Origin of the sequence: Sphingomonas sp. R647 (assembly GCF_020177055.1) — a bacterium.
In the GTDB taxonomy this organism is placed as follows: domain Bacteria; phylum Pseudomonadota; class Alphaproteobacteria; order Sphingomonadales; family Sphingomonadaceae; genus Sphingomonas.
Map to the genome: position 1 here is coordinate 192,484 of NZ_JAIQXT010000004.1, position 22,476 is coordinate 214,959.

28 protein-coding genes are annotated in these 22,476 nt (G+C 65.8%); 16 read left to right on the forward strand and 12 right to left on the reverse strand.

Annotated features, from left to right (window positions below; genetic code table 11):
* Nucleotides 1-120 precede the first annotated feature (120 nt).
* From K9B35_RS10995 to K9B35_RS11020, 6 genes are read right to left on the reverse strand one after another with little or no spacing between them, the layout of a single operon-like run.
* Nucleotides 121-1,053 (reverse strand): ParB/RepB/Spo0J family partition protein, encoded by a 933-nt coding sequence (locus K9B35_RS10995; RefSeq protein ID WP_224921886.1) that lies wholly within the window; start codon nucleotides 1,051-1,053, stop codon nucleotides 121-123.
* Nucleotides 1,050-1,829 (reverse strand): ParA family protein, encoded by a 780-nt coding sequence (locus tag K9B35_RS11000; RefSeq protein ID WP_224921887.1) that lies wholly within the window; start codon nucleotides 1,827-1,829, stop codon nucleotides 1,050-1,052. The genes K9B35_RS10995 and K9B35_RS11000 overlap by 4 nt, the downstream gene beginning before the upstream one ends.
* Entirely contained in the window at nucleotides 1,826-2,434 is a 609-nt protein-coding gene (rsmG, locus tag K9B35_RS11005; RefSeq protein ID WP_224921888.1) for a 16S rRNA (guanine(527)-N(7))-methyltransferase RsmG, read from the reverse strand. The genes K9B35_RS11000 and rsmG overlap by 4 nt, the downstream gene beginning before the upstream one ends.
* Nucleotides 2,431-4,266 (reverse strand): tRNA uridine-5-carboxymethylaminomethyl(34) synthesis enzyme MnmG, encoded by a 1,836-nt coding sequence (gene mnmG, locus K9B35_RS11010; RefSeq protein WP_224921889.1) that lies wholly within the window; start codon nucleotides 4,264-4,266, stop codon nucleotides 2,431-2,433. Before mnmG ends, rsmG begins: the two co-directional genes overlap by 4 nt.
* A 55-nt stretch (nucleotides 4,267-4,321) precedes the next feature.
* Complete coding sequence (mnmE, locus tag K9B35_RS11015; RefSeq protein WP_224921890.1) at nucleotides 4,322-5,617, reverse strand: tRNA uridine-5-carboxymethylaminomethyl(34) synthesis GTPase MnmE; 1,296 nt, start codon at nucleotides 5,615-5,617, stop codon at nucleotides 4,322-4,324.
* Nucleotides 5,614-5,853, reverse strand: a complete 240-nt coding sequence (locus K9B35_RS11020; protein ID WP_224921891.1) for a DUF6489 family protein — start codon at nucleotides 5,851-5,853, stop codon at nucleotides 5,614-5,616. The genes mnmE and K9B35_RS11020 overlap by 4 nt, the downstream gene beginning before the upstream one ends.
* A 50-nt stretch (nucleotides 5,854-5,903) precedes the next feature.
* Between K9B35_RS11020 and K9B35_RS11025 the strand changes: the two genes are divergently transcribed.
* Both K9B35_RS11025 and K9B35_RS11030 read left to right on the forward strand, forming a co-directional pair.
* Nucleotides 5,904-6,368, forward strand: coding sequence for a methylated-DNA--[protein]-cysteine S-methyltransferase (locus K9B35_RS11025; protein WP_224921892.1), 465 nt, complete (start codon nucleotides 5,904-5,906; stop codon nucleotides 6,366-6,368).
* 14 nt (nucleotides 6,369-6,382) lie between these two features.
* On the forward strand, nucleotides 6,383-7,075 hold the full coding sequence (locus K9B35_RS11030) for a dienelactone hydrolase family protein (protein ID WP_224921893.1): 693 nt from the start codon (nucleotides 6,383-6,385) through the stop codon (nucleotides 7,073-7,075).
* A 58-nt stretch (nucleotides 7,076-7,133) separates the two neighbouring features.
* Here the strand turns inward: K9B35_RS11030 and K9B35_RS11035 are convergent, their stop codons facing one another.
* From K9B35_RS11035 to hemE, 4 genes are all read right to left on the reverse strand, one after another.
* On the reverse strand, nucleotides 7,134-7,811 hold the full coding sequence (locus K9B35_RS11035) for a TerC family protein (protein ID WP_224921894.1): 678 nt from the start codon (nucleotides 7,809-7,811) through the stop codon (nucleotides 7,134-7,136).
* A 163-nt stretch (nucleotides 7,812-7,974) separates the two neighbouring features.
* Entirely contained in the window at nucleotides 7,975-9,231 is a 1,257-nt protein-coding gene (gene rho, locus K9B35_RS11040) for a transcription termination factor Rho (RefSeq protein ID WP_224921895.1), read from the reverse strand.
* 154 nt (nucleotides 9,232-9,385) lie between these two features.
* Nucleotides 9,386-9,841 (reverse strand): CopD family protein, encoded by a 456-nt coding sequence (locus K9B35_RS11045; protein WP_224921896.1) that lies wholly within the window; start codon nucleotides 9,839-9,841, stop codon nucleotides 9,386-9,388.
* On the reverse strand, nucleotides 9,838-10,866 hold the full coding sequence (hemE, locus tag K9B35_RS11050) for a uroporphyrinogen decarboxylase (RefSeq protein ID WP_224921897.1): 1,029 nt from the start codon (nucleotides 10,864-10,866) through the stop codon (nucleotides 9,838-9,840). Before hemE ends, K9B35_RS11045 begins: the two co-directional genes overlap by 4 nt.
* Nucleotides 10,867-11,187: 321 nt before the next feature.
* Between hemE and K9B35_RS11055 the strand changes: the two genes are divergently transcribed.
* The 11 genes from K9B35_RS11055 (at nucleotide 11,188) to K9B35_RS11105 (ending at nucleotide 17,986) form a co-directional block, all read left to right on the forward strand.
* Nucleotides 11,188-12,024 carry a pyruvate, water dikinase regulatory protein gene (locus tag K9B35_RS11055; protein ID WP_224921898.1) on the forward strand — a complete coding sequence of 279 codons (837 nt, stop codon included), beginning with the start codon at nucleotides 11,188-11,190 and terminating at the stop codon, nucleotides 12,022-12,024.
* Nucleotides 12,021-12,608 (forward strand): Maf family protein, encoded by a 588-nt coding sequence (locus tag K9B35_RS11060; RefSeq protein ID WP_224921899.1) that lies wholly within the window; start codon nucleotides 12,021-12,023, stop codon nucleotides 12,606-12,608. Before K9B35_RS11055 ends, K9B35_RS11060 begins: the two co-directional genes overlap by 4 nt.
* On the forward strand, nucleotides 12,605-13,417 hold the full coding sequence (locus K9B35_RS11065; RefSeq protein ID WP_224921900.1) for a shikimate dehydrogenase family protein: 813 nt from the start codon (nucleotides 12,605-12,607) through the stop codon (nucleotides 13,415-13,417). The genes K9B35_RS11060 and K9B35_RS11065 overlap by 4 nt, the downstream gene beginning before the upstream one ends.
* Nucleotides 13,414-14,010: a dephospho-CoA kinase gene (gene coaE / locus K9B35_RS11070; RefSeq protein ID WP_224921901.1), complete on the forward strand. Its 597-nt coding sequence runs from the start codon at nucleotides 13,414-13,416 to the stop codon at nucleotides 14,008-14,010. The genes K9B35_RS11065 and coaE overlap by 4 nt, the downstream gene beginning before the upstream one ends.
* A 7-nt stretch (nucleotides 14,011-14,017) precedes the next feature.
* On the forward strand, nucleotides 14,018-14,710 hold the full coding sequence (gene dnaQ / locus K9B35_RS11075) for a DNA polymerase III subunit epsilon (protein ID WP_224921902.1): 693 nt from the start codon (nucleotides 14,018-14,020) through the stop codon (nucleotides 14,708-14,710).
* 51 nt (nucleotides 14,711-14,761) lie between these two features.
* Nucleotides 14,762-15,334, forward strand: a complete 573-nt coding sequence (gene hpf / locus K9B35_RS11080; protein WP_224921903.1) for a ribosome hibernation-promoting factor, HPF/YfiA family — start codon at nucleotides 14,762-14,764, stop codon at nucleotides 15,332-15,334.
* A 9-nt stretch (nucleotides 15,335-15,343) separates the two neighbouring features.
* Complete coding sequence (locus K9B35_RS11085) at nucleotides 15,344-15,814, forward strand: PTS sugar transporter subunit IIA (protein ID WP_224921904.1); 471 nt, start codon at nucleotides 15,344-15,346, stop codon at nucleotides 15,812-15,814.
* Nucleotides 15,771-16,274: a PaaI family thioesterase gene (locus K9B35_RS11090; protein ID WP_224921905.1), complete on the forward strand. Its 504-nt coding sequence runs from the start codon at nucleotides 15,771-15,773 to the stop codon at nucleotides 16,272-16,274. Before K9B35_RS11085 ends, K9B35_RS11090 begins: the two co-directional genes overlap by 44 nt.
* Nucleotides 16,271-16,612: a DUF1491 family protein gene (locus tag K9B35_RS11095; RefSeq protein ID WP_224921906.1), complete on the forward strand. Its 342-nt coding sequence runs from the start codon at nucleotides 16,271-16,273 to the stop codon at nucleotides 16,610-16,612. The genes K9B35_RS11090 and K9B35_RS11095 overlap by 4 nt, the downstream gene beginning before the upstream one ends.
* 162 nt (nucleotides 16,613-16,774) lie before the next feature.
* Nucleotides 16,775-17,419 carry a cell wall hydrolase gene (locus K9B35_RS11100; RefSeq protein WP_224921907.1) on the forward strand — a complete coding sequence of 215 codons (645 nt, stop codon included), beginning with the start codon at nucleotides 16,775-16,777 and terminating at the stop codon, nucleotides 17,417-17,419.
* A gap of 51 nt (nucleotides 17,420-17,470) precedes the next feature.
* Nucleotides 17,471-17,986, forward strand: a complete 516-nt coding sequence (locus K9B35_RS11105; protein ID WP_224921908.1) for an MmcB family DNA repair protein — start codon at nucleotides 17,471-17,473, stop codon at nucleotides 17,984-17,986.
* A gap of 2 nt (nucleotides 17,987-17,988) precedes the next feature.
* Here the strand turns inward: K9B35_RS11105 and K9B35_RS11110 are convergent, their stop codons facing one another.
* Nucleotides 17,989-18,588 carry an ankyrin repeat domain-containing protein gene (locus tag K9B35_RS11110; RefSeq protein WP_224921909.1) on the reverse strand — a complete coding sequence of 200 codons (600 nt, stop codon included), beginning with the start codon at nucleotides 18,586-18,588 and terminating at the stop codon, nucleotides 17,989-17,991.
* Nucleotides 18,589-18,659: 71 nt separating this feature from the next.
* Here K9B35_RS11110 and K9B35_RS11115 point away from each other — a divergent pair, with 71 nt between their 5' ends.
* From K9B35_RS11115 to K9B35_RS11125, 3 genes are read left to right on the forward strand one after another with little or no spacing between them, the layout of a single operon-like run.
* Nucleotides 18,660-19,253 carry an SCO family protein gene (locus K9B35_RS11115; protein WP_224921910.1) on the forward strand — a complete coding sequence of 198 codons (594 nt, stop codon included), beginning with the start codon at nucleotides 18,660-18,662 and terminating at the stop codon, nucleotides 19,251-19,253.
* The gene (locus K9B35_RS11120) at nucleotides 19,250-19,678 is read left to right on the forward strand and encodes a YcgN family cysteine cluster protein (protein ID WP_263622546.1); all 429 of its coding nucleotides are present in this window, start codon (nucleotides 19,250-19,252) and stop codon (nucleotides 19,676-19,678) included. The genes K9B35_RS11115 and K9B35_RS11120 overlap by 4 nt, the downstream gene beginning before the upstream one ends.
* The gene (locus tag K9B35_RS11125; RefSeq protein WP_224921912.1) at nucleotides 19,675-20,349 is read left to right on the forward strand and encodes a M48 family metallopeptidase; all 675 of its coding nucleotides are present in this window, start codon (nucleotides 19,675-19,677) and stop codon (nucleotides 20,347-20,349) included. The genes K9B35_RS11120 and K9B35_RS11125 overlap by 4 nt, the downstream gene beginning before the upstream one ends.
* Here the strand turns inward: K9B35_RS11125 and K9B35_RS11130 are convergent.
* Nucleotides 20,325-22,442 (reverse strand): transglycosylase domain-containing protein, encoded by a 2,118-nt coding sequence (locus tag K9B35_RS11130; protein ID WP_224921913.1) that lies wholly within the window; start codon nucleotides 22,440-22,442, stop codon nucleotides 20,325-20,327. The genes K9B35_RS11125 and K9B35_RS11130 overlap by 25 nt on opposite strands.
* Nucleotides 22,443-22,476 lie beyond the last annotated feature (34 nt).

Here is a 22,476-nt window from a genome sequence, read left to right on the forward strand (position 1 = left end):
AAGGGCAGGCTGCGAGATCGAAGAAGAAGACGAAGAAGACCCTCCCCAACCCCTCCCGCAAGCGGGAGGGGCTAAGAAGATTAGAATGCGCGGCGACATGAACGTAAACCGCTGATATAGTTAGATTTTTTCACCCGTCAGGCGCTGGCAGATCATGTCCAGCTGATCCAGCGTCGAATAGGCGAGCGTCAGCGCACCGCCCTTTTCGCCAAAGTTGATCTTGACGTTGAGGCCGAGCACGTCGCCCAGCTGGCGTTCCAGCGCGACGATATCGGCGTTGGCGGTGCCGCCGCTGCGTTCGCCGCCCTTCCCCGCCGCGCGCGGCTTGGCTTCGCGGGCGAGCTTCTCGGTTTCGCGGACCGACAGGTCGCGTTCGACGACGATCTTGGCGAGCTTTTCGGGGTCCGGCGCGCCGATCAGGGCGCGGGCATGGCCCATGGTCAGCGCGCCTTCGACCACGCGCTCACGCACGCTTTGCGGCAGGTCGAGCAGGCGGATCAAATTGGCGATGTGGCTGCGCGATTTGTGGACGATCTTGGCCAGCGCCTCCTGGCTGTGGCCGAAATCGTTGATCAGCTTGGAATAGGCCTCGGCCTCCTCGATCGCGTTCAAATCCTCGCGCTGGATATTCTCGACGATCGCGATCTCGATCGTCTGCGCCTCATCCAGATCACGGACGATGACCGGTACCTCGTGCAGCCGCGCGCGCTGCGCCGCGCGCCAGCGGCGTTCGCCGGCGACAATCTGATAGTCCTTGCCGTGCGGGCGCACGACGATCGGCTGAATCAGCCCGCGCATCGCGATCGATTTGGCGAGCTCTTCCAGCGCATCCTCATCGAAATGGCGGCGCGGCTGTTCGGGGTGCGGCGCGAGCGAGCTGACCGGGAGCATGCGCACGCCCATCGACGGTTCGGTGCCGGGACGGACGGGCTCTTCGCGCTCGGCATCGCCCAAAAGCGCGCTGAGGCCGCGGCCAAGGCCCGGACGCGCCTTGCGGGTGCTGAGTGGCGAGGCAGCGGGCGTGGTGGCCTCTTGCGGTGTCTCTTCGGTCATGCGGCCTTCTTCAGCTTGGGCAGGCGATCGATCACTTCGCGCGCAAGGGCGATATAAGCTTCCGACCCGGCGCAGCGATAATCGTAGATCAGCGCGGGCAGGCCGTGGCTCGGGGCTTCGGAGAGGCGGACGTTGCGGGGGATGACGGTGTCGAACACCACCTTACCCAGCACCGCGCGGACGTCATCGGCGACCTGATCGGTCAGCCGGTTGCGGCGGTCGTACATGGTGAGGACGACGCCGAGGATCGACAGGCCAGGGTTGAAGCGCCCGCGAATGCGCTCGACGGTGGTGAGCAGCTGGCTGAGCCCTTCGAGCGCGAAGAACTCGCACTGCAGCGGGACGAGCAGCGCGTCGGAGGCGACCATCGCGTTGATCGTGAGCAGGCCCAGCGACGGCGGGCAATCCATCAGCACCACGTCCCAGCGCTTTGCGCTGCGCTCGATCGCGGTGGCGAGGCGGTGGGTGCGCGCCTCGAACTCGATCAGTTCAATTTCCGCGCCCGACAGGTCGACCGTGGCGGGGACGATGTCGAGACCGGGGACGCGGGTGGGGACAAACACATTCTCAAGATTGGTCTCGCCGATCAGCAGGTCGTATGTCGAACGCTCGCGATCGGCGCGGCCGATGCCGAGGCCGGTGGAGCAATTGCCCTGCGGGTCGAGGTCGAGCAGCAACACCCGCTTGCCGGTCGCGGCGAGCGCGGTGCCGACGTTGATCGCGGTCGTGGTCTTCCCCACACCGCCCTTCTGATTTGCAATCGCGATGCAGATCATCTCGGGCGCACCTCTTTGGCAACGATGATGAGCGAGTCCGGTGCGGTCACGCTCGGTTCCACGTGGAACGAACCTTGCCACCATAGCTGCGCATCTTCCACCTCCGATTGCGCGTTTCGGCCTTTGGGGAGCACCCAGATTGTGGAGCGATCGCTGCGGTGGCGGGCGATGCGGAACAGTGTGTCGAGGGTGCCAACGGCGCGGGCGGTGATGACGCTTGCGCGCCCCTTCGTCCGTTCGACCTTGGCGGTGTGGATCGTGACGTTGGTAAGGCCGAGGGTATCGGCGCAATGCTGGAGGAAGGCGGTGCGTAGCTTGCGCGGCTCGACCAGCTCGACGGGCTCGTCGCGGAGGATGGCGAGGACGATTCCGGGGAGCCCTGCGCCGCTGCCGATGTCGAGCCAGACGCCGCCGGGATCGATATGGTCGAGCAGTTGGGCCGAATCGACAATGTGGCGGGCCCAGATTTGCTCGAGCGTCGAGGGGGACACAAGGTTCTGGCGGGTCGCCTCGTCGCGCAGCAGGTCCACGAATGCGGCAAGCCGTGTTTCACGTGAAACATCTGTGCGGGTGCGGATCCAGTCGCGGGCTTCATCTTCGGTCATGCAGCGCGCTTCACATGGAGGAGGATTGCGGTCAACGCCGCGGGTGTGATTCCGCGCACGCGGGCTGCGTCGCCGATCGTGTCAGGGCGTGCGGTTCCGAGGCGTTCGACCATCTCGTTGGACAGGCCCGGAACTGCGGCATAGTCGAGCGCTGCTGGAATGCGCGTGCCGTCAGCGCGCTGCATTGCCGCGGTCTCCTGCGCCTGGCGCTCGAGATAGGGTGCGTAGCGGGCGTCTTCGATCAGCTCGGACAGGATTGCCGGATCGGCGTCACCGGTATCGATACCCAGATGTTCGAGGGTGACCGAAGGGAAGCGTAGCCATTCGAAGGCGGTGCGGCGGGCACCATCTTGGGAAACCGGTGCGCCAGCCTGGCCGAGTGCGTGGGCTGTGCGGGTGTCGTTGAACACCGCGTCTAGGCGAGCGCGTTCGCTGACGCGCGTGGCGATGAACGCGCGACGGTCGGGGCGGAGGCACTGGGCCGCCTCTCCGAGCGGGGCAAGGCGTGTCTGGGCGTTGTCAGCGCGGAGGTAGAGGCGGTGCTCGGCGCGCGCGGTGAGCATGCGATAGGGTTCGGTCACGCCCTGTAGCGTGAGGTCGTCTACCATAACGCCGATATAGCTGAGCTCGCGCGGGAAGACGGTGGGCGCGCGGCCGAGGACTGCGGCTGCGGCGTTGATGCCAGCGACCAGCCCCTGTGCGGCCGCCTCTTCATATCCGGTGGTGCCGTTGATCTGGCCTGCACAATAGAGGCCGGGCAGGTCGCGGCTCTCAAGCTGATGCGACAGCGCGCGCGGATCGACATGGTCGTATTCGACGGCATAGCCGGGGGTTACGATCTGTGCGCGGTCGAGGCCGGGGATCGAGGCGATCATTGCGGCCTGGACGTCGGTGGGGAGCGAGGTGGAGAGGCCATTGGGATAGACGAGGTGCGTCGCCAGCCCCTCCGGCTCGAGGAAGATCTGATGGCCGTCGCGGTCGCCAAAGCGGAAGATCTTGTCCTCGATCGAGGGGCAATAGCGGGGGCCCCCGGCTTCGATCGCGCCGCTGAACAGGGGTGAGCGGTCGAGGCCGCCGCGGATGATCTCATGGGTCTCTAGCGTGGTGCGGGTGATCGCGCAGGCGAGTTGGGGGAGGCGAGGTCCCGACGTCATTGGCGACATCCGCCAATCGTCGGCATCGCTCGGTTGCTCGTCGAGCGCGCCCCAGTCGATCGTGCGGCCATCGATCCGGGGGGGCGTCCCGGTCTTGAGGCGGGTGATGGGGAGGCCGCAATCGCGCAGTTGAACGCCGAGGGCGGTCGCGGCACGCTCCCCTACCCTGCCACCGGTCTCGCGTTCTTCGCCACGGAAGATGCGGCCGCCGAGGAAGGTACCGCTGGCGAGGATGACAGCGCGGGCATGCAGCGTGGTGCCGTCGGCAAGCGCGATGCCGGCGATGCGCACGCCCTCCAGGGCGAGGGAGACCGCCTCGCCTTCGACAATCTCCAACCCCTGCTGGGCCGCGAGCATCGTCTGGATCGCCGCAGCGTAGCGGACGCGGTCGGCCTGAACGCGCGGACCCTGCACCGCGGGTCCCTTGGAGCGATTGAGCAGGCGGTAGTGGATCGCGGCGGCGTCGGCGGCGCGGGCAATCAGCCCGTCGAGCGCATCGACTTCGCGGACCAGATGGCCCTTTCCAAGCCCGCCGATTGCGGGATTGCACGACATGGCCCCGATCATTGCGGAATCGAAGGTGACGAGCGCCGTCCGCGCACCGCAGCGCGCAGCCGCAGCTGCGGCTTCGGTACCGGCATGGCCGCCGCCGATCACGATCACATCGAACCTGTGCATGGCTGTCGCATAGCCCCGCGCGGGGGTCAGGTCAAAAGCGTTCCACGTGGAACACTCACTTGCCGATGCAGAAGCGTCCGAACAAGGCGTCGAGCATCGCCTCGACATCCGCCGCGCCGGTGATGCGATGGAACGCCCGCAGCGCCGCGCGCAGTTCCTCGGCGGCGAGCAGCAACTCATCCTGCGCGGCGGCAGCGTGCAATGCGACAGCGGACTGCTCTGCGAGCGAGCGCTGCCGGATGTTCAGTGCGACGCTGTCGGAAGGGGGAAGCAACGCGGCGGAGAGCGCCGCGATGGCATTCCACAGGGCTTCAACCCCCTGCCCCGTCTCCGCCGACACGGACAGGCGATCGGTGGCGCCCGCCTCCCGTCCGGGTGCGTCGGCACGAGGATAAATCAGGAGATGTGACAGGTCCGCCAATTCGGTGGGCAATGGCGCATCGTCGAGCCACAGGACGAGGTCAGCGCTCTCGATCGCGGACCGGGCGCGGGCAATGCCGATCTCCTCGACGATATCCGCAGGTGCGGCGTGGAGGCCGGCGGTGTCGGTCAGCAGATAGGCAATGCCGTCACGCATCACCGGGACCTCGATCCGGTCGCGCGTCGTTCCTGCCAGCGGCGAGACGATTGCCGCCTCACGTCCGGCCAGCGCGTTAAGCAAGGTCGATTTGCCAGCATTGGGTTGTCCCGCCAGCACGATACGGATGCCATCGCGAATGCGTTCGACCGGCGGCTGCGCGGTTACAGCCTCGATCTCCGCCGCGAGTGTCAACGCGTCGCGCTGCACGGTAGTGAGAACATCGCCCTCGCCCGCCACATCATCCTCATCGGCATGATCGAGCATTGCCTCGACCAGCGCCGAGAGACGCAGGGCGCGCGCCGCCCACGCGTCGATCCGCGCGCGAACGCCGCCCTCGGCGGCGCGCAGCGCGGTGCGGCGCTGCATTTCGGTTTCGGCGGCGAGCAGGTCGCCCAGGCCCTCGGCTTCGGTCAGGTCGATACGGCCGTTGGTCAGCGCGCGGCGGGTGAACTCGCCGGGTTCGGCGCCGCGCAGTCCCGGGCTTGCCGCCAGCGCTGCCTCAACCGCGCGCACTACGGCGCGACCACCGTGAAGGTGCAACTCAGCAAGATCCTCGCCGGTCGCCGTCGCGGGGCCGGGGAAAACGAGCACCAGCGCGCGGTCGAGCGCTTCGCCATCATGCCGCAGGGTCCGCAGCGATGCGCGACGCGGTGACGGGAGCTCACCCGCCAGCCGCGTCACCGCCGCGAATGCCTCAGGGCCGGAAATGCGGATAACCGCGATGCCGGCGGGCGGTGCCCCGCTCGACAGCGCGAAGATCGTGTCGCTCACTCGCTGCCGCTACGCTTGCCCATATCGAACATGCCGCGCCAGAAGTTCATCCCCGCCTCACCCATCGGGGTCCAGCTCTTCATCATATTCTCGAGCAGCTCGGGATTGACCCCGCCCTTGTCGATCGAATCGATCATCATCTGGATGTAGCGGTCATGGACCGGGGTGAAATCGGGCAGGCCCATCGCACGGCGCGCCTCTTCGGGGGTGCAGTCGACCTCGACATTGATCTTCATACCGTCTTCTCCACTTGAGCCCGAAGCATCCCCTGCCCTACGCTCAGCCCATGTATGCGCGCGACCATGCCCTGATCGCAACGCCCATCGGCCTGATCCGGATCGAAGGGGATGAAAGCATGGTGCTGCGCGTGACATTGGGCGGCGACGCGCCGCCGCTGGCCGGAGCAACCGATCCCGTTCGGGCGGCCTGTGAACAGATTCACGCCTATTTCGCGGGCGATCTCAAGGCTTTCGACCTGCCACTCCCGGCCATCGCCTCAGCGCGCGGACGCGACCTGCGCGCCGGGCTGGTTGCGCTCGGCTATGGCGAGACCGCGAGCTATGGCGAACTAGCGAAAAGGTTGGGGTCCGGCGCGCGTGCGATCGGGCAGCTGTGCGCACGCAATCCGCTTCCCGTCATCATTCCATGCCACAGGGTGACCGCTGCCGGCGGCGCGCTGGGGAGTTATTCCGCGGGCGATGGCCCCGCCACCAAGCAATGGCTGCTCGATCACGAGCAGCGCCACCGCTGACCAAGGAGAGTTTCATGCCGACTATCGAAATCGACGCTATCGACGGAAGCGGCAGCTTCGCCGCCTATCGTGCAGATCCCGAGGGCACCCCGCGTGGCGCGATCGTCGTGATCCAGGAAATCTTTGGCGTGAACGAAGGCATAAGGCGCAAATGCGATCATTTCGCGTCGCTCGGCTATGTCGCGTTTGCCCCGGACCTGTTCTGGCGGCTTGAGCCCGGCATCGACCTCGATCCCGATGTCGAAGCGGAGTTCAAGCAGGCGCTCGACTGGATGGGCAAGTTCGACCAGGACAAGGGCGTCGCCGATATCGAGGCCACGATCCGCGCGGCGCGCGACGCCAGCGGCGGCAAGGTCGGGGTCACCGGCTATTGCCTCGGCGGTCGCCTCGCCTTCATGACCGCCGCCCGCACCGATAGCGATGCCAGCGTCGGCTATTATGCCGTGGGCGTCGACGGGCTGCTCGGTGAAAAGCACGCCATCGCCAACCCGCTGATGCTTCACATTGCCGGCGACGATGGGTTCGTCCCCGCCGCGACGCAGCAGGCGATGCATGAAGGTCTGGACGATCACCCCAAGGTGACGCTCCACGACTATCCGGGCGAAGACCATGGCTTTGCCACCGAGATGGGCAAGCGCCGATCGGATGCCGCAGCGCAGCTGGCCGACAGCCGGACCGAAGCGTTCTTTGCCGAACATATCGGCTGACACGAAAAAGGGCGGCATCCTCGCGGACGCCGCCCTTTCCTGTTTTCAGATCAATGCCTTAGCGGAAAAGCTGAAGCAGCCCCACATCCTGATCGGTGATCCCGGTATAGATCATCGACCCGGCGACATAGACGATCACCAGCAGACCGATCCACGCGATCCAGCGGAAGCGTTCGATATATTTGGCGATGATGTTCGCCGCGACGCCCATCAGCGCGACTGCGATGACCAGGCCGACCATCAGGATGCCCGGATGGTCGCGCGCCGCCCCTGCGACCGCGAGAACGTTGTCGAGGCTCATCGAGACGTCGGCGACGGCCACTGCCCAGGCGGCGCCGGCAAAGCTCTTGGCCGGCTTCAGGCCCGAATGCTCGTCGCCCGCAATTTCGGGCGAACCGGCGCTTTCGCCGCCATGGCCGATCTCACGCCACATCTTCCACGCTACCCACAGCAGCAGCACGCCGCCGGCGAAGATCAGGCCGACGATCGCCATCAGCTGCGTCACCACCAGCGCAAAGCCGATGCGCAGCACCAGCGCGGCGATGATGCCGATCAGGATGACCTTCTTGCGCTGATCCGCAGGCAGACCCGCAGCAAGCGCACCGATGACGATCGCATTGTCGCCCGCAAGGACGATGTCGATCAAAATGACCTGGCCGAATGCCAGCCAGGCGGACCCGCTGCCCGAGAACAGGCCGGCGAAGTCGGCGACGATATGGCCCCAGATTTCCTGCATGGATTTCCCTGTTTGATTGTTGGTGACGGACAAAGCCGTTCACCATCGCGCGGTCAAGCCCGCGCGGGATCAACGTTGCGGCGGGTGAAGCGTTTCACCCGCAAAATGCGAACGGCGCGGCCATAACGACCGCGCCGCCGCGTAAACAACGATCTGCCCGCGTTTACTGGTTCATGCTGTCGAAGAAGTCTTCGTTGGTCTTCGAATCCTTCATCTTGTCGAGCAGGAACTCCATCGCGTCGGTGGTGCCCATCTGCATGAGGATGCGGCGCAGGACCCACATTTTCGACAGGGTCGGCTTGTCGAGCAGCAGCTCTTCCTTGCGCGTGCCGGACTTGCCGACATCGAGCGCCGGGAAGATGCGCTTGTCCGCCACCTTGCGGTCGAGGACGATTTCGGAGTTGCCGGTGCCCTTGAACTCTTCGAAGATCACTTCGTCCATGCGGCTGCCGGTATCGATCAGCGCGGTGGCGATGATCGAGAGCGAACCGCCCTCCTCAATATTGCGCGCGGCGCCGAAGAAGCGCTTGGGACGCTGGAGCGCGTTGGCGTCGACACCGCCGGTCAGCACCTTGCCCGAGCTTGGGACCACGGTGTTGTAAGCACGGCCGAGGCGGGTGATCGAGTCGAGCAGGATGACGACATCCTTTTTGTGCTCAACCAGGCGCTTGGCCTTCTCGATCACCATTTCAGCGACGGCGACGTGACGCGTGGCGGGTTCGTCGAAGGTCGAGCTGACCACCTCGCCCTTCACGCTGCGCTGCATGTCGGTGACTTCCTCGGGGCGTTCGTCGATCAGCAGGACGAGCAGGAAGATTTCGGGGTGGTTGTCGGTGATCGCCTTGGCGATGTTCTGCAGCATCACCGTCTTGCCGACGCGCGGCGGCGCGACGATCAGCGTGCGCTGGCCCTTGCCCTGCGGCGAGACGATGTCGATGACACGCGCCGACTTGTCCTTTTGCGTCGGATCGGCCGGGTCGAGCGTCAGCTTGCTGTCGGGATAGAGCGGCGTGAGGTTGTCGAAATTGACGCGGTGGCGGACGACGTCGGGGTCGTCGAAATTGACGCTGACCAGCTTGGTCAGGGCAAAATAGCGCTCGCCATCCTTGGGCGCGCGGATCTCGCCTTCGACCGTGTCGCCGGTGCGCAGGCCGAATTTGCGGACCTGATTGGGCGAAACGTAAATGTCGTCGGGGCCAGCGAGATAGTTCGACTGCGGGCTGCGCAGGAAGCCGAAGCCATCGGTGAGCACCTCGATCGTGCCCTCACCCATGATCAGCTCGCCATTCTCGGCCTGAGCCTTAAGGATGGCGAACATCAAATCCTGCTTGCGCAGCGTCGAAGCGCTCTCGACGCCGAGTTCCTCGGCCATCGTCACCAGTTCGGCGGGCGCGGTTTTCTTCAAATCTTTTAAGTGCATGGGAGAAGTCCGTCTGGCGATCGCTGCAGGGTTTTCGGGCGTTTGGACGCGCGGGAGGCGATGGCTTGAGGAAAAAAGGAGGGACGCCGGGCCGCCGCCAGAACGGCGACGCGACCATAGCGGATTAGGATTCGCCCTCCATCAAGTCAAGCGATCAGAACGGACGCACCACCGCGAGGATCACGATCAGCGCGACGAAGATCGCCGGGATCTCATTGGCGAGGCGCAGCTGCTTGCTGGTCAGCGGCCCCTGCCCCGCCGTCAGCTTCTTCGAATAGCCGATCGCCCAGCCATGATAGCCCGAGAGGAGCAGGACGAGCAGCAGCTTGGCGTGGAGCCAGCCGAGGCCCGACCCGCCTTCTAGCAAGCCGAGATTGACCGCTAGCGCGAGGCCAAGGACCCAGACGATTATCAGCGACGGTGTGAGGATGACGCGGCGCAATTTGGCTTCGCGTTCGGCCCATGCTTTCGCCTGCACCGGATCGGCCAGCGCCTCCTGATGGTGGACGAGGTAGCGCGGCAGGATGAACAGGCCGGCCATCCAGAAGATGACGAAGATGACGTGCGCGGCCTTCATCCACAGCCAGGCATTGCCCAGAAATCCGCTCATGCGTGCGTGCCCCTCACGATGCCGATCAGCTGTTCGACATGGGCGATCGGCGTATCCTGCTGGATGCCGTGGCCCAGGTTGAAGATATGGGGGCGCTCGCGCAGGGCATCAATGACGCGGGTCACCGCTGCCTTGAGCTCCTCCCCGCCGGCGATCAGCGCGAGCGGATCGAGATTGCCCTGCACCGGCATGCCGGCGGGGAGTTCGCGGTGCGCCCAAACGGGATCAACGGTTTCATCGAGGCCGATCGCGTCGACCCCGGTTTCACGGGCATAGGCGGCGAGCTTGCCGCCGGCGCCCTTGGGGAATCCGATGATCTTGGCGTGCGGGCAGCGGGCGCGCAGGCCGGCGACGATTGCGGCGTTGGGGGCGATCACCCAGCGTTCGAATTGCGCAGGGCTAAGCGACCCCGCCCAGCTGTCGAACAGCTGCACCGCCTCGACCCCCGCCTCGATCTGCTTGGCGAGATAGTCGATCGACATGGCGACGATCGCGTCGATAATCGCCTGAAACGCGCCCGGATCGGCATAGGCCATGCGGCGCGTCTCGCTCTGGTCGCGACTCCCCTGCCCGGCGACCATGTACGTCGCGTTGGTCCAGGGACTTCCTGCAAAGCCCAGAAACGTCACCTCAGGCGGCAAAGCGGCGGCGACGCGGGTCACGGTGCCATAGACCGGGTCGAGCCGCTGTGGGGCCGCTGTGAGGCTTTCCAGGGCATGATCGACCAGCTTGGGGGCAAGGCGTGGCCCCTCCCCCGCCTCGAACCACAGATCCTGGCCGAGTGCGTGGGGCACGACGAGGATGTCCGAGAACAGGATCGCGCCGTCGAAGCCGAAGCGGCGGATTGGTTGAAGCGTGACCTCAGCCGCGGCGTCGCTGTCGTTGACCAGTTCGAGGAAGCCGCCCTTCTCCGCCCGGAGTGCGCGATATTCGGGGAGATAGCGGCCTGCCTGACGCATGAGCCACATGGGGGGCGCATCGACGCGTTCCCCTGACAGCACTCGGAGTAGATTTTTGGGAGTCACCGGACCGCTCGTCTCTCAACAAAAGAAAGAAATAAGATTCTAATAGACTGTAGATGTTAGTTGGCGCGTGGATGCTGGGGCTTAGGCGTTCATGCCCATTCTGCCAACAGATTGACCGCGCTGACTCACGCGATTCCACGGCGATTCGATTCAACCGTCCACATTATCCACAGGCTGTGCGCAGGATCGCCGCGCTGTGGAGCCGGCTGTGGATGAATGACCCGGAGCGTGGATGGACTCCCCCGCTTGGCGGGTCCGGCGGGTTGCGCTAGCGATTTCCCCCATGTTTTCCACAGATCCGTCCAGACAGGGCATTTTCGGGTGAAATTGCACCTGCATCTCCTCTCCGACTCCACCGGCGAGACGCTGGAGAATATCGCCAAGGCCGCGCTCGCGCAGTTCGATGATGTCGAGGTGCTGCGCCATTTCTGGCCGATGGTGCGCAGCGAAACGCATCTTGAGCGCATTCTGGCCGAGATTGCGCAAAATCCGGGGCTGGTGATCTTCACGCTGGTGAACCCTGAGATCCGCCGCCAGCTCGAGACGCGGTGCCGCGCGATCGGGTTGCCTGCCGTGGCGCCGCTCGATCCGGTCAACCATGCGCTGTCCAACCTGCTGGGGCAGGAGATGAAGGCGCGGCCGGGGCGGCAGCATATGCTCGATGCCGCCTATTTTGCGCGGGTCGATGCGATCCAGTTCACGATTGCGCATGACGATGGCGTCAACTGGGAGAATTGGGAGGAGGCCGACATCGTGCTCGCCGGCGTGTCGCGCACGTCGAAGACGCCGACATCGATCTATCTCGCCAATCGCGGGCTCAAGGTTGCCAACATCCCGATCGTGCCGCAATCGCCGCCGCCCGACCTGCTGTATCGCCTCAAAAACCCGATGGTGGTCGGGCTGACCACCAGTCCCGAGCGCCTGATCCAAGTGCGGCGCAACCGGCTGCTCGCGCTCAACCAGCAGGATGAGACCAGCTATATCGAGCAGGAAGCCGTGCAGAAGGAGGTCGCCTATGCCCGGCGCATGTTCGCCGACAATGGCTGGCCGGTGATCGACGTGACGCGGCGGTCGATCGAGGAAACCGCGGCGGCGATCATCACCATGTCGAACGAGCGCGCGACCGCGGCGGCGCGGCATCCGGATTCCATGGCATGATCGTGCTTGCATCCACCAGCGCATCGCGGCGGGCGATGCTGAATGCCGCAGGCGTGGCGCATGAGGCGTTGCCGGCGCATGTCGACGAGGATGCGGTCAAGGCGGGGCTGGGAGAAGTCGCGCCGCGCGACTTGGCCGATGCGCTGGCCGAGATGAAGGCGATCAAGATCAGCCAGCGCATCCCGGGCACGTTGGTGCTCGGCGGGGATTCGGTGGTGGCGATCGAGGACGGGACGTTGCTCGACAAGCCGGTCGATCGTGCGGATGCCGAACGCCATCTGAAGCTGTTGTCGGGCAAGCGCCACGATCTCTACAGCGCCGCGGTGATCGCGGAGAATGGCCGCGCGGTGTGGCGGCATGTCGATCGCGCGCGGATGTGGGTGCGACCGCTGTCGGACCCGTTCATCGCCGAGTATCTCGACGCGGAATGGCCGGCGATTGCGGGCTGCGTCGGCTGCTACCGGGTCGAGGGGCTGGGGGTGCAGCTGTTCAGCCGGATCGAGGGCAGCCATTACACGATCCTGGGCATGCCGTTGCTCAACATCCTCGATTATCTGCGAACCAGAGGCCAATTGACGTCATGACCATTCCTCACGCCGAGGTGATCGGCGACCCGATCGCGCAATCCAAATCGCCGCTGATCCATGGCTTCTGGATCGACAAGCTCGGGATCGATGCGCGCTATACCAAGACATTGGTAACGCCCGAGGGGCTGGGCGAGTTCTTTGCCGCGCGGCGCGACGATCCGCACTGGCGCGGGTGCAACATCACCGCGCCGCACAAGGTCGCCGCGCTCGACCATGTGCCCGATCCGGGTGGGGTACGGATGAGCATCGGGGCGGTGAACACGGTGTTTCGCGGGGCGGACGGCGCGCTGATCGGTACCAACACCGATGCGGCAGGCTTCTACGCCCCGATCGCCGAGTTCGACCTTGAGGGTGCGCCGGTCGCGGTGGTTGGTGCAGGCGGCGCGGCGCGCGCGATCCTGTTCGCATTGTCGCGAGCCGGGGTCGGCCATGTGACGGTCCTCAACCGATCTCCGCTGAAGGCAATGGGGCTGCTCGCGACCTTTGGGTTGAAGGGCGATGTCGTGGCGCTCGACGCGCCGCTGCCGCCGGTCGCGCTGCTGGTCAATGCTAGCTCGCTGGGGATGGTCGGGCACCCGCCGCTCGACCTCGATTTGTCGACCCTGCCCGAAGATGCTTTGGTCTATGACGCGGTCTATGCGCCACTTGAGACCGGGCTGCTCGCGGCGGCGCGGGCGCGCGGGCTGGAGACGGTCGATGGGCTGGAGATGCTGATCGGGCAGGCGGCGCTGGCGTTCGAGCTGTTCTTTGGCAAGGCGGCACCGCGCGAGCATGATGCAGAGCTGCGGACGCTACTGCTGAAATGAGCCTCGTCCTCGGCCTCACCGGTTCGATCGGCATGGGCAAGTCCACCGTTGCGGCGATGTTCGCCGATGCTGGGGTGCCGGTGTTCGATGCCGATGCCGAAGTGCATCGGCTGCAGGGACCGGGCGGTGCGCTGGTCGCGCAGATCGAGGCGGAGTTTCCCGATACGACGACCGAGCTGGGCGTGGACCGCACGCTGCTCGGCGAGGCGGTGTTCGGTAATCCGGAGGCATTCAAGCGGCTGGAGGGGATCGTCCATCCTGCCGTTGCGCATGCGCGCAATGAATTTCTCAAGGCCAATTCCGACCAGCCTTTGGTGCTGCTCGATGTGCCGCTGTTGTTCGAGGCCGGGGGGTGGCGGCAGGTCGACAAGATCATCGTCGTCTCGGCGCCGCCAGAGGTTCAGCGTGAGCGCGTGCTGGCGCGGCCGGGGATGACGGTGGAGCGGTTCGAGTCGATCCTCGCGCGGCAGATGCCCGACGCCGAAAAGCGCGCGCGCGCCGATTTCGTGATCTCCACCGGCGGCACGAAAGACGCGACGCGTGCCGAAGTTGCGGCGGTGATCGCTTGCCTCACTGGCCAAACGGGCGGATAAGCAGGGCATGCGTGAAATCGTGTTCGACACCGAAACAACCGGCCTGAGCTACAGCGCCGGGCACCGGCTGGTGGAGATCGGCTGTGTCGAGCTGATCAACCGGGTGCCGACCGGCCGGCATTTCCACCGCTATGTGAACCCCGATCGCGACATGCCGGTCGAGGCGTTTGCGGTGCATGGCCTGTCGGAGGCGTTCCTGGCCGACAAGCCGCGCTTTCACGAGATTTGCGACGAACTGATCGAGTTTCTGGGCGATTGTCCGCTGATCGCGCACAATGCGATGTTCGACCTGGGCTTCATGAACGGCGAGCTGAAGGCGTGCGGCCGCGCGATCCTGACGGTCGACCGCATCGTTGACACGCTGCAGATCGCACGGACCAAGCATCCTGGTGCCAAGCATACGCTCGATGCGCTGTGCGTGCGCTATGGCGTCGACCTGTCGGCGCGCGAGCTGCACGGCGCGTTGCTCGATGCGCAGTTGCTGGCGCAGGTGTTCATCGAATTGACCGGCGGACGGCAGATCGCGCTGGGGCTGGCGGTGGGTGAAACTACCGGGCCTGACCGGATCACCGTCGCATCGGCTAAGAGCAATATACGCCCGGCGCGCATTTTTACGCCGAGCGCGGAGGAACTGGCGCGCCATTCGGCGTTTATGGCCGGGTTCGAGGACCCTGTCTGGGGAACGGCGGCGTCCGGTTGACGCTGTCGGCCCCCATTCCTAGGTGCTCCTCTTGTTAGGACGGAGGAAAATATGGATATCCGGGTTTCTGGTCATCAGGTGGACACGGGCGATGCGCTGAGGCAGCACGTGGACGACCGGCTCCAGGGTATCGCTGAGAAGTATTTCGCGCGGGCGATCTCGGCCAACGTCACCTTTGGCAAGGGTCCGCACGATTATGGCTTTACCTGCGACATCGTCGCGCATGTGATGCAGGGCCTGGTGCTCAAGGGCGCGCATGCCGCACAGGAAGCGCACCTCGCCTTTGACGGTGCTGCCGACAAGATCGAAAAGCAGCTGCGCCGCTACATGCGCCGCCTGAAGGACCGCAACAACGGCCAGGCGCAGGCGATGATGGCCGATTTCGACGCGGGCTATACCGTGTTCCAGGCCGAGGAAGAGGAGGAAGCGGCCGACGCCCCGGCGATCATCGCCGAGACCCGCGTCGATGTGCCCGACGCCAGCGTTTCGGACGCGGTGATGATGCTGGACCTGCGCAATACCAATGCGCTGCTGTTCAAGAACAGCGGCACCGGCAACTACAACATGGTCTATCGCCGCACCGACGGCACGATCGGATGGGTCGAACCCAACCGGGCGGCCTGACCCAGCACGATGCAGGATCTCCATGATCTGGTGACGCCCGAGGCGGTTGCCTCGGGCGTGACGGCGGGCAGCAAGAAGAAACTCTTCGCGCTGCTCGCCGACATCGCGGCGCGGGTCTATGGCCTCGACGCGACGACCGTCGCTGCGCAGCTGGCTGCGCGCGAGCGGCTGGGTACGACCGGTTTCGGCGGCGGGATTGCGATCCCGCATGGCCGGATCGAGGGGCTGGATGCGGTGCGCGGCGTGATGATGCGGCTCGACAAGCCGGTCGATTTCGGGGCGGTGGACGATAGTCCGGTCGATCTGGTGTTCATGCTGCTCTCGCCCGTCAACGCCGGGGCCGAACATTTGAAAGCACTCGCGCGGGTCTCGCGGCGGCTGCGCGACCGTGGGTTTACCGCCAAGCTGCGCGGGGCGGGGTCGGCCGACGCAATCTATGCCCTGCTCGCCGGAAGCGAAGCACGTGACGCCGCTGCCTGATGCCGCACGCGCGGTGGGGGCGGAGGCGCATCACCGTGCGCTTGAATCGCTTTATGCAGCGGCCCCGATCAACCGGATGTTCGAATCGCGGCTGGAGATCCCGCAGGCCGGGGTGGCGCGAATCCATTTCACGATCGACGAACGCCATTTCCATGCCGGCGGCGCGGCGCATGGGACGAGCTATTTCAAGATGCTCGACGATGCGGCGTTCTATGCCGCGAACAGCCTGGTCACCGACCGGTTCCTGCTGACGACCGCGTTCAACCTGTTGTTCACGCGGCCATTGGGTCCGGGGCCGGTGATTGCCGAGGGGCGCTGGGTCAGCGGCCAGCGGCGGGTGTTCGTCGCGGAGGCGCGGCTGATCGACGCATCGGGGGAAGAGGCGGCGCGGGGCACGGGCACGTTCATGAAATCGCGCATCGCGCTGGCCGGGCTGCCCGGTTATCGCATCGCCCGATGAGCGCGCGGCTCGCCAGCGGGCTGATCGTCAACGCGCTGATCCGGCGCGTGAATGCCGAGGGTGGCAGCGCGATGGTGCTGGCAAAAGGGGATGCCGAGGCCGGGGCGATCCTGGTGTTGGCGCTCGATCGCGGCATCGATCCGCGCGTTTTCGAGCGGGGAATCGGGCCCGATGGCAAGGCCACGTTGGTGCGCAGCGGCCCGTTGCAGTTCGACGATCCGGGCGCGGTCGGCGACTATTGGCAACGGCGGCGCAGTCGCGATCCGGACCTGTGGGTGCTGGAACTGGATATCGCGTCGGCAGAACGGTTCGCCGCTGAAACGATCATCGGTGCTTGACGCATTGCAACATGGTCGGCAGAGGCGCGCGACAATTTAATAGCGTTGTGCCGTCGGGGTCAGAGACCGGGGGTTACGCAGTCGGGGGGCAAGCCCGATCGGTCCGTGCACATGCACATCGGGGGATCAGATCGCGCACCAACCGCATAGTATCGATGTTGAATGTCTTTTTCGTTCCGGGCTGCGATCATCGCGGCCACGACTCTCACCCTTGCCGCCGGCATTGGTGCAACGGCCCCTGGCGTAGCTGCGGAAGCCGATAAGACGCCGGTTCAGGCGATCAACGAAGCGGCAACCGAACAGGTTCCGACCATGGCCGAATCGCTCGCCGCGCTCGAAGCGGACGATGCTCAGGCCATCACCGCCGAGATGGCGGACGATTCCGATACTGAGACCCATGCGACGCTCGCCGCCGCCGTTGCCGCGCAGGACGCGGTCGCCGCCGATGCCGAGCTCAACTGCCTCGCGATCGGCGTCTATTATGAATCCAAGGGTGAACCGCTGGAGGGCCAGCTCGCGGTCGCCGAAGTCATCCTCAACCGCGCAAAATCGGGCCGCTTTCCGGCATCGGTGTGCGGCGTGCTGACGCAACGTGGCCAGTTCTCCTTCGTCCGTGGCGGCCGCCTGCCGCAGCCGCCGGCCAGCGCCCGTGCGTGGAAGACCGCGCTCGCCGTGGCACAGGTCGCGCGCGACGATGCCTGGGACAGCCGCGTGTCGAACGCATTGTTCTTCCATGCCCGCTATGTCTCGCCCGGCTGGCGCCGCGCGCGCGTCGGCAGCGTCGGGAACCACATCTTCTATCGCTGAAACGCGGCGGACAGGCTTTTGTTTGTTCGGCAAATGTTCTAAAGGCCGGGGATGGTTTCGCACCCTTCCCCGGCCTTTTCCGTTGCCGCTGAGCCCGATCCGGCGACCGCGCCGCTGATTGCCGCCGATGTCACGCGCGGCGTGTGCCGGATGCTGTTGCGCCACGATTGCGTCGCGATGGCGGAGGTGCCGCTGGGCGATGGCCGGCGCGCCGACCTGATGGCGCTCAATGTGCGTGGCGAGATCGTGATCGTCGAGGTCAAGGTGTCGCGCGCCGACCTGATCGGTGACGGCAAATGGACCGACTATCTGGCGCATTGCGACCGCTATTTCTGGGCGGTGCCGGCGGGGTTCGACCTGGCGCCGCTCGAGCGCCCCGATTTTCTGCCCGAACGCGCCGGCCTGATCGTCGCCGACCGCTACGACGCGGCGATCGTGCGGGAGGCGCGGACCGTGCCGCTGGCGAGCGCGACGCGGCGCAAATGCACGCTGGCGTTCGCCCGCCGCGCGGCGCGGCGGGTGATCACGCTGACCGATCCCGATGCCGAGGTCCCCGGTCGGGGGTAAGTTTAGAAGCTGGGGCCCGAGACGGCGCGCTTCTTGATCTTGGGCGCGTTCTTGAGCGCTTCCGCGATCGCCGGAGCGCGGGTGTCGCGGGCGGCATAGTCGCGTGCACTCATGCCGGCGAGCCGATCGACCATGTCGGGGTCGGCGCCGCTGGTCAGCAACAGCTGGACCAGCTCGCCATCGCGGCGCTGTACCGCGCGCATCAACGGGGTCTCGCCACCATTATTGCCCAGGTTGACGTTCGCCTTGCGCGTAATGATTTCGCGGATCCCCTCGTCCCACGCGGCATCCACCGCGAGCATCAACGGGGTGTTGCCTGCGGAATCCTGCAGATTCACATTGCCCCCGCGGGCGAGGATAAAGCGGAGATAGGTCATGTCGCGACGCTTGGTAACGATGTGAATCGCCGCTTCGCCCTTGTCGTCCTTGGCGTTGACGATCGTCTGGCCGGGCGCGTTGAGGAATTCGGTGACCTTGTTGCCATCCTGCTCGCGCACCGCTTTCAGGAAGTTGTAGCTTTCGGAAAAGCGCTGGGCGCCGGCCGGAAGCGCTACGCACAGCAGCGCCGCGGCGAATACGAGCCGGGACGGGACGGTCAACATGGTCGGAACAAACCCCTGATAGGATGCAAGCCTTGCCTAACACCCTCTATCAGATCATGGGTCGCCTTGTCATGAACAGGATATCTTTCTTCGCCCTGCCCGTCCTGCTCGGCCTTGCCGCCTGTGGCGGCGGTGCGCCCGCGAGCAAGTCGATCGCCGATGCGCCGCTTGCCGGAGCCTCGATCGGCGGGCCGTTCACGCTGGTCAATGGCGACGGCAAGACCGTCACCGAAAAGGATTTCGCCGGCAAATACCGCATCATGTATTTCGGCTACACCTTCTGCCCCGATGTCTGCCCGGTCGATGTCCAGAATATTGGCGGCGCAATGAAGCGGCTGGATCAGCAGAACCCCGCGCTGGCGGCGAAGATCGTGCCGGTGTTCGTGTCGATCGATCCCGAACGCGACACGCCGGCGGTGGTCAAGGAATTCACCGCCGCCTTTCACCCGCGCATGGTCGGACTGACCGGCAGCGCGGCGCAGGTCGATGCGGCCGCCAAAGTCTATCGCGTCCCCTATGCCAAGCGGGTGACGCCGACCGGTTATCTGATGGACCATGGCCGTCAGGCGTATCTGATGGGGCCGAATGGCGAGCCGATCGCGCTGCTGCCGCAGGAGCAGAGCCCCGAGGCGATCGTTGCGGAAATCACGCGGTGGGTCAGCTGACCCCGTTCTGGGAATTGCCACTCGCCCGGCTCGACCGCGCGCAGTGGGAGGCGCTGTGCGACGGCTGCGGCAAATGCTGCCTGCACAAGATCGAGGATGCCGATACCGGCGACCTCTACGCCACCAACGTCGCGTGCCGCTTGCTCGACCGCGATCAGGGGCGGTGCAGCGACTATCGCCACCGCCACGCCTATGTCGCCGAATGCGTGCGGCTGAATGCGGGGAATGTCGACGACATCGCCTGGCTGCCGATGACCTGCGCCTATCGCCTGCGTGCCGCCGGTGAGCCGCTGCCCAAGTGGCATTATCTGATCTCGGGCAGCCGCGAGAGCGTGCATGAGGCGGGCGAGTCGACCCGGGGCTGGACCATTTCGGAAGATATCGCCGGCGAACTCGAACATCATATGGTCGACCGTATCCTGTGAGCGTGCCGATCCAGATCGTCCGCCACCCACGCGCGCGGACGATGCGGTTATCGGTCGATCAGGCGACCGGCGCGGTGCGGCTGACGATCCCGCCACGCGCGCCCGCTGGCCCGGCGCTCCGCTGGGCGGAGGGACAGCAGGAATGGATCGCCCGCGCGCTCGCCAACCGCGCTGCGCCGACGCCGTTGGAGCCGGGCGCGACGATCCTGTATCTGGGCGAAGAGGTTGGCCTCAGCTGGGACAGCGGATTTCCGCGCACGCCATTGCTCGACGATGGGCAGATTATCGCCGGCGGACCGCGCGAAGGCTATGAACGGCGGATCGAGCGCTGGCTGCGCAAGCTGGCGCTGGAGACGCTGAGCGAAGAGACGGCGGAATATGCGGCGCTGTCCGGCGTGTCGGTCAGCAAGGTGGCGATTGGCGATCCCAAGGGGCGCTGGGGCAGCTGCGCGTCATCGGGCGTGATCCGCTATAACTGGCGGCTGATCCTTGCCCCGCCTGCGGTGCGGCGCGCGACGGTCGCGCATGAAGTGGCGCATCGCACGCATATGAACCACAGCCCGGCATTCCACGCCTTGGTGCGCACGCTCTATGGCCGCGACCCCGCCCCGGAGCGGGCGTGGCTGCGCGCCAACGCGATGCGGCTTCACTCGTTCGGGCGGTCGTCCTGAGGCGCGCGTAGCGGCTCGCGCGGCTGTTGCTGCTGCGCGGGCGGGCGATCGGCGGGATCACGGCGCGGGGCCGGCTGGGGATCGCGGGGGGCGTCGCGGCCGGTCATCCGGTCGAGCCAGTCCTGGCTGATCGCGCCATCGTCGCCCGGTGCGGGCTCGCCGTCGATCGCCTCTTCGCCCTGCCCGTCTTCGCGTGCGACCGGATTGCCGTTTTCATCGACGAAGACGCCATTATCGGCCTCGCCCCACGCTTCGTTATCGGGTTCCATCTGCCATTCGGGCAGCGTTACCGCCGTCTCGAACTCTTCGACCGGGCGGTTGGCGACGGCGACCCGCATGAAATTGGCGAAAGCGCGCGCGGGCGCGGTGCCGCCCTGCAATCCGCCGACACGCTTGGCATCGTCGCGGCCCATCCACACGCCGGTGGTGAGGCCCGAGGAGAAGCCGAGGAACCAGCCATCCTTGTTCGATGTCGTGGTGCCGGTCTTGCCCGCGACCGGGCGACCGATCTGCGCCGAGCGCCCAGTGCCGGTGTTGACCGCGGTCTGGAGCAGGTCGGTCATCTGCGCCGCGACATAGGGGGCGACCAGCACGCGCGAGGTATCGACCTCGTGCTGATAGATCACGGCGCCGTTCGCGGTGACGCGGGTGATGGCATAGGGGGTCACCGCCACGCCCTTTTGCCCGACCGAGGCAAAGGCGCGGGTCATGTCGATCAGGCGGACGTTGGAGGTGCCGAGTACCATCGCCGGCTGGGTATTGATCGGCGTCGTGACGCCAAAGCGGCGCGCCATATCGGCGACGGTGCCAAAGCCGGTTTCCTGCCCGAGCTTTGCCGCGACGGTATTGATCGAATAGGCAAAGGCCGAGCGCAGCGTCATTTCGCCGCTGAACCGGCCGCTATTGTTGCGCGGGGACCAGCCGTTGATCGTCACCGCTTCGTCGACAACACGATCCTCGACCTTTCGGCCTGATTCGAGCGCGGCGAGATAGACGAACAGCTTGAACGCCGATCCCGGCTGGCGGGTCGCCTGAGTCGCGCGGTTGTAGATTGACGACACATAGTCGCGCCCGCCGACCATCGCGCGCACCGCGCCGTCGCGGTCGAGACTGACCAGTGCGCCCTGTGCGCCCGCCGGGGTGTTCGCCTGAATCGCCTGAGTCGCGGCGTTCTGCATCTTGAGGTCGATCGTCGTCCACACGTCGAGCGGGGCGACGGTCTCGTCGATCAGCACTTCGAGCTGGGGCAGCGCCCAGTCGGTGAAATAGCGGACGCTGTTCTGCTTGGGTGCGGCCGAGAGTTTCACTGCGGCCGGGCTTGCGCGCGCGGCCTCTTCAGCAGTCAGCGCGCCGGTTTCGACCATCACGTCGAGCACCACGCTCGCGCGACCCACAGCGGCCTGGGCGTCTGCGGTCGGCGAATAGCGTGACGGCGCCTTGACCAGTCCGGCGATCACCGCCGCTTCGGACAGCGTCAGATTGGTCGCGGGGTGGCCGAAAAAGGTGCGCGAGGCGGCGTCGATACCATAGGCGCCGCCGCCGAAATACACCTTGTTGAGATACAGCTCGAGGATCTGGTCCTTGGTAAACTTGCGCTCGAGCGCAAGCGCCAGGATCATCTCGCGAAATTTGCGGCCGACATCGTACTTGTTCGACAGGAAGATCGTACGCGCGACCTGTTGCGTGATTGTCGATGCGCCCTGAAGCCGGCGACCGGTGCCGCGCGTGTCGATCGCGAATTTGGTGATGCGGGCGAGCGCGACCGGATCGACGCCCAAATGCGAGCGAAACCGGCGATCCTCGATCGCGACCATTGCTTCGCGCATCGGTTCAGGGATCTTGTCGTACGCGATCCACTCGCCATAGCTCGGCCCCAGCGAGACGATCACCGTGCCATCGGCGGCATGGACGCGGATCATCTGGCCGTTGGGGGAGGATTTGAGATCCTCGTAACTCGGCAGCGATGCCTTGGCGGTATAGACCGCGATCAGCAGCGCGATAAACGCGGCGAGCGCGGTCAACGCAATGCCGCCACCCACCCACAGGAGGATGCGGCGCGCCTTGGGCGAGAGCATTGGTTTACGGGTGGCCATGGGACGCTGTGTGACGATTTACGGGTGAACCGGT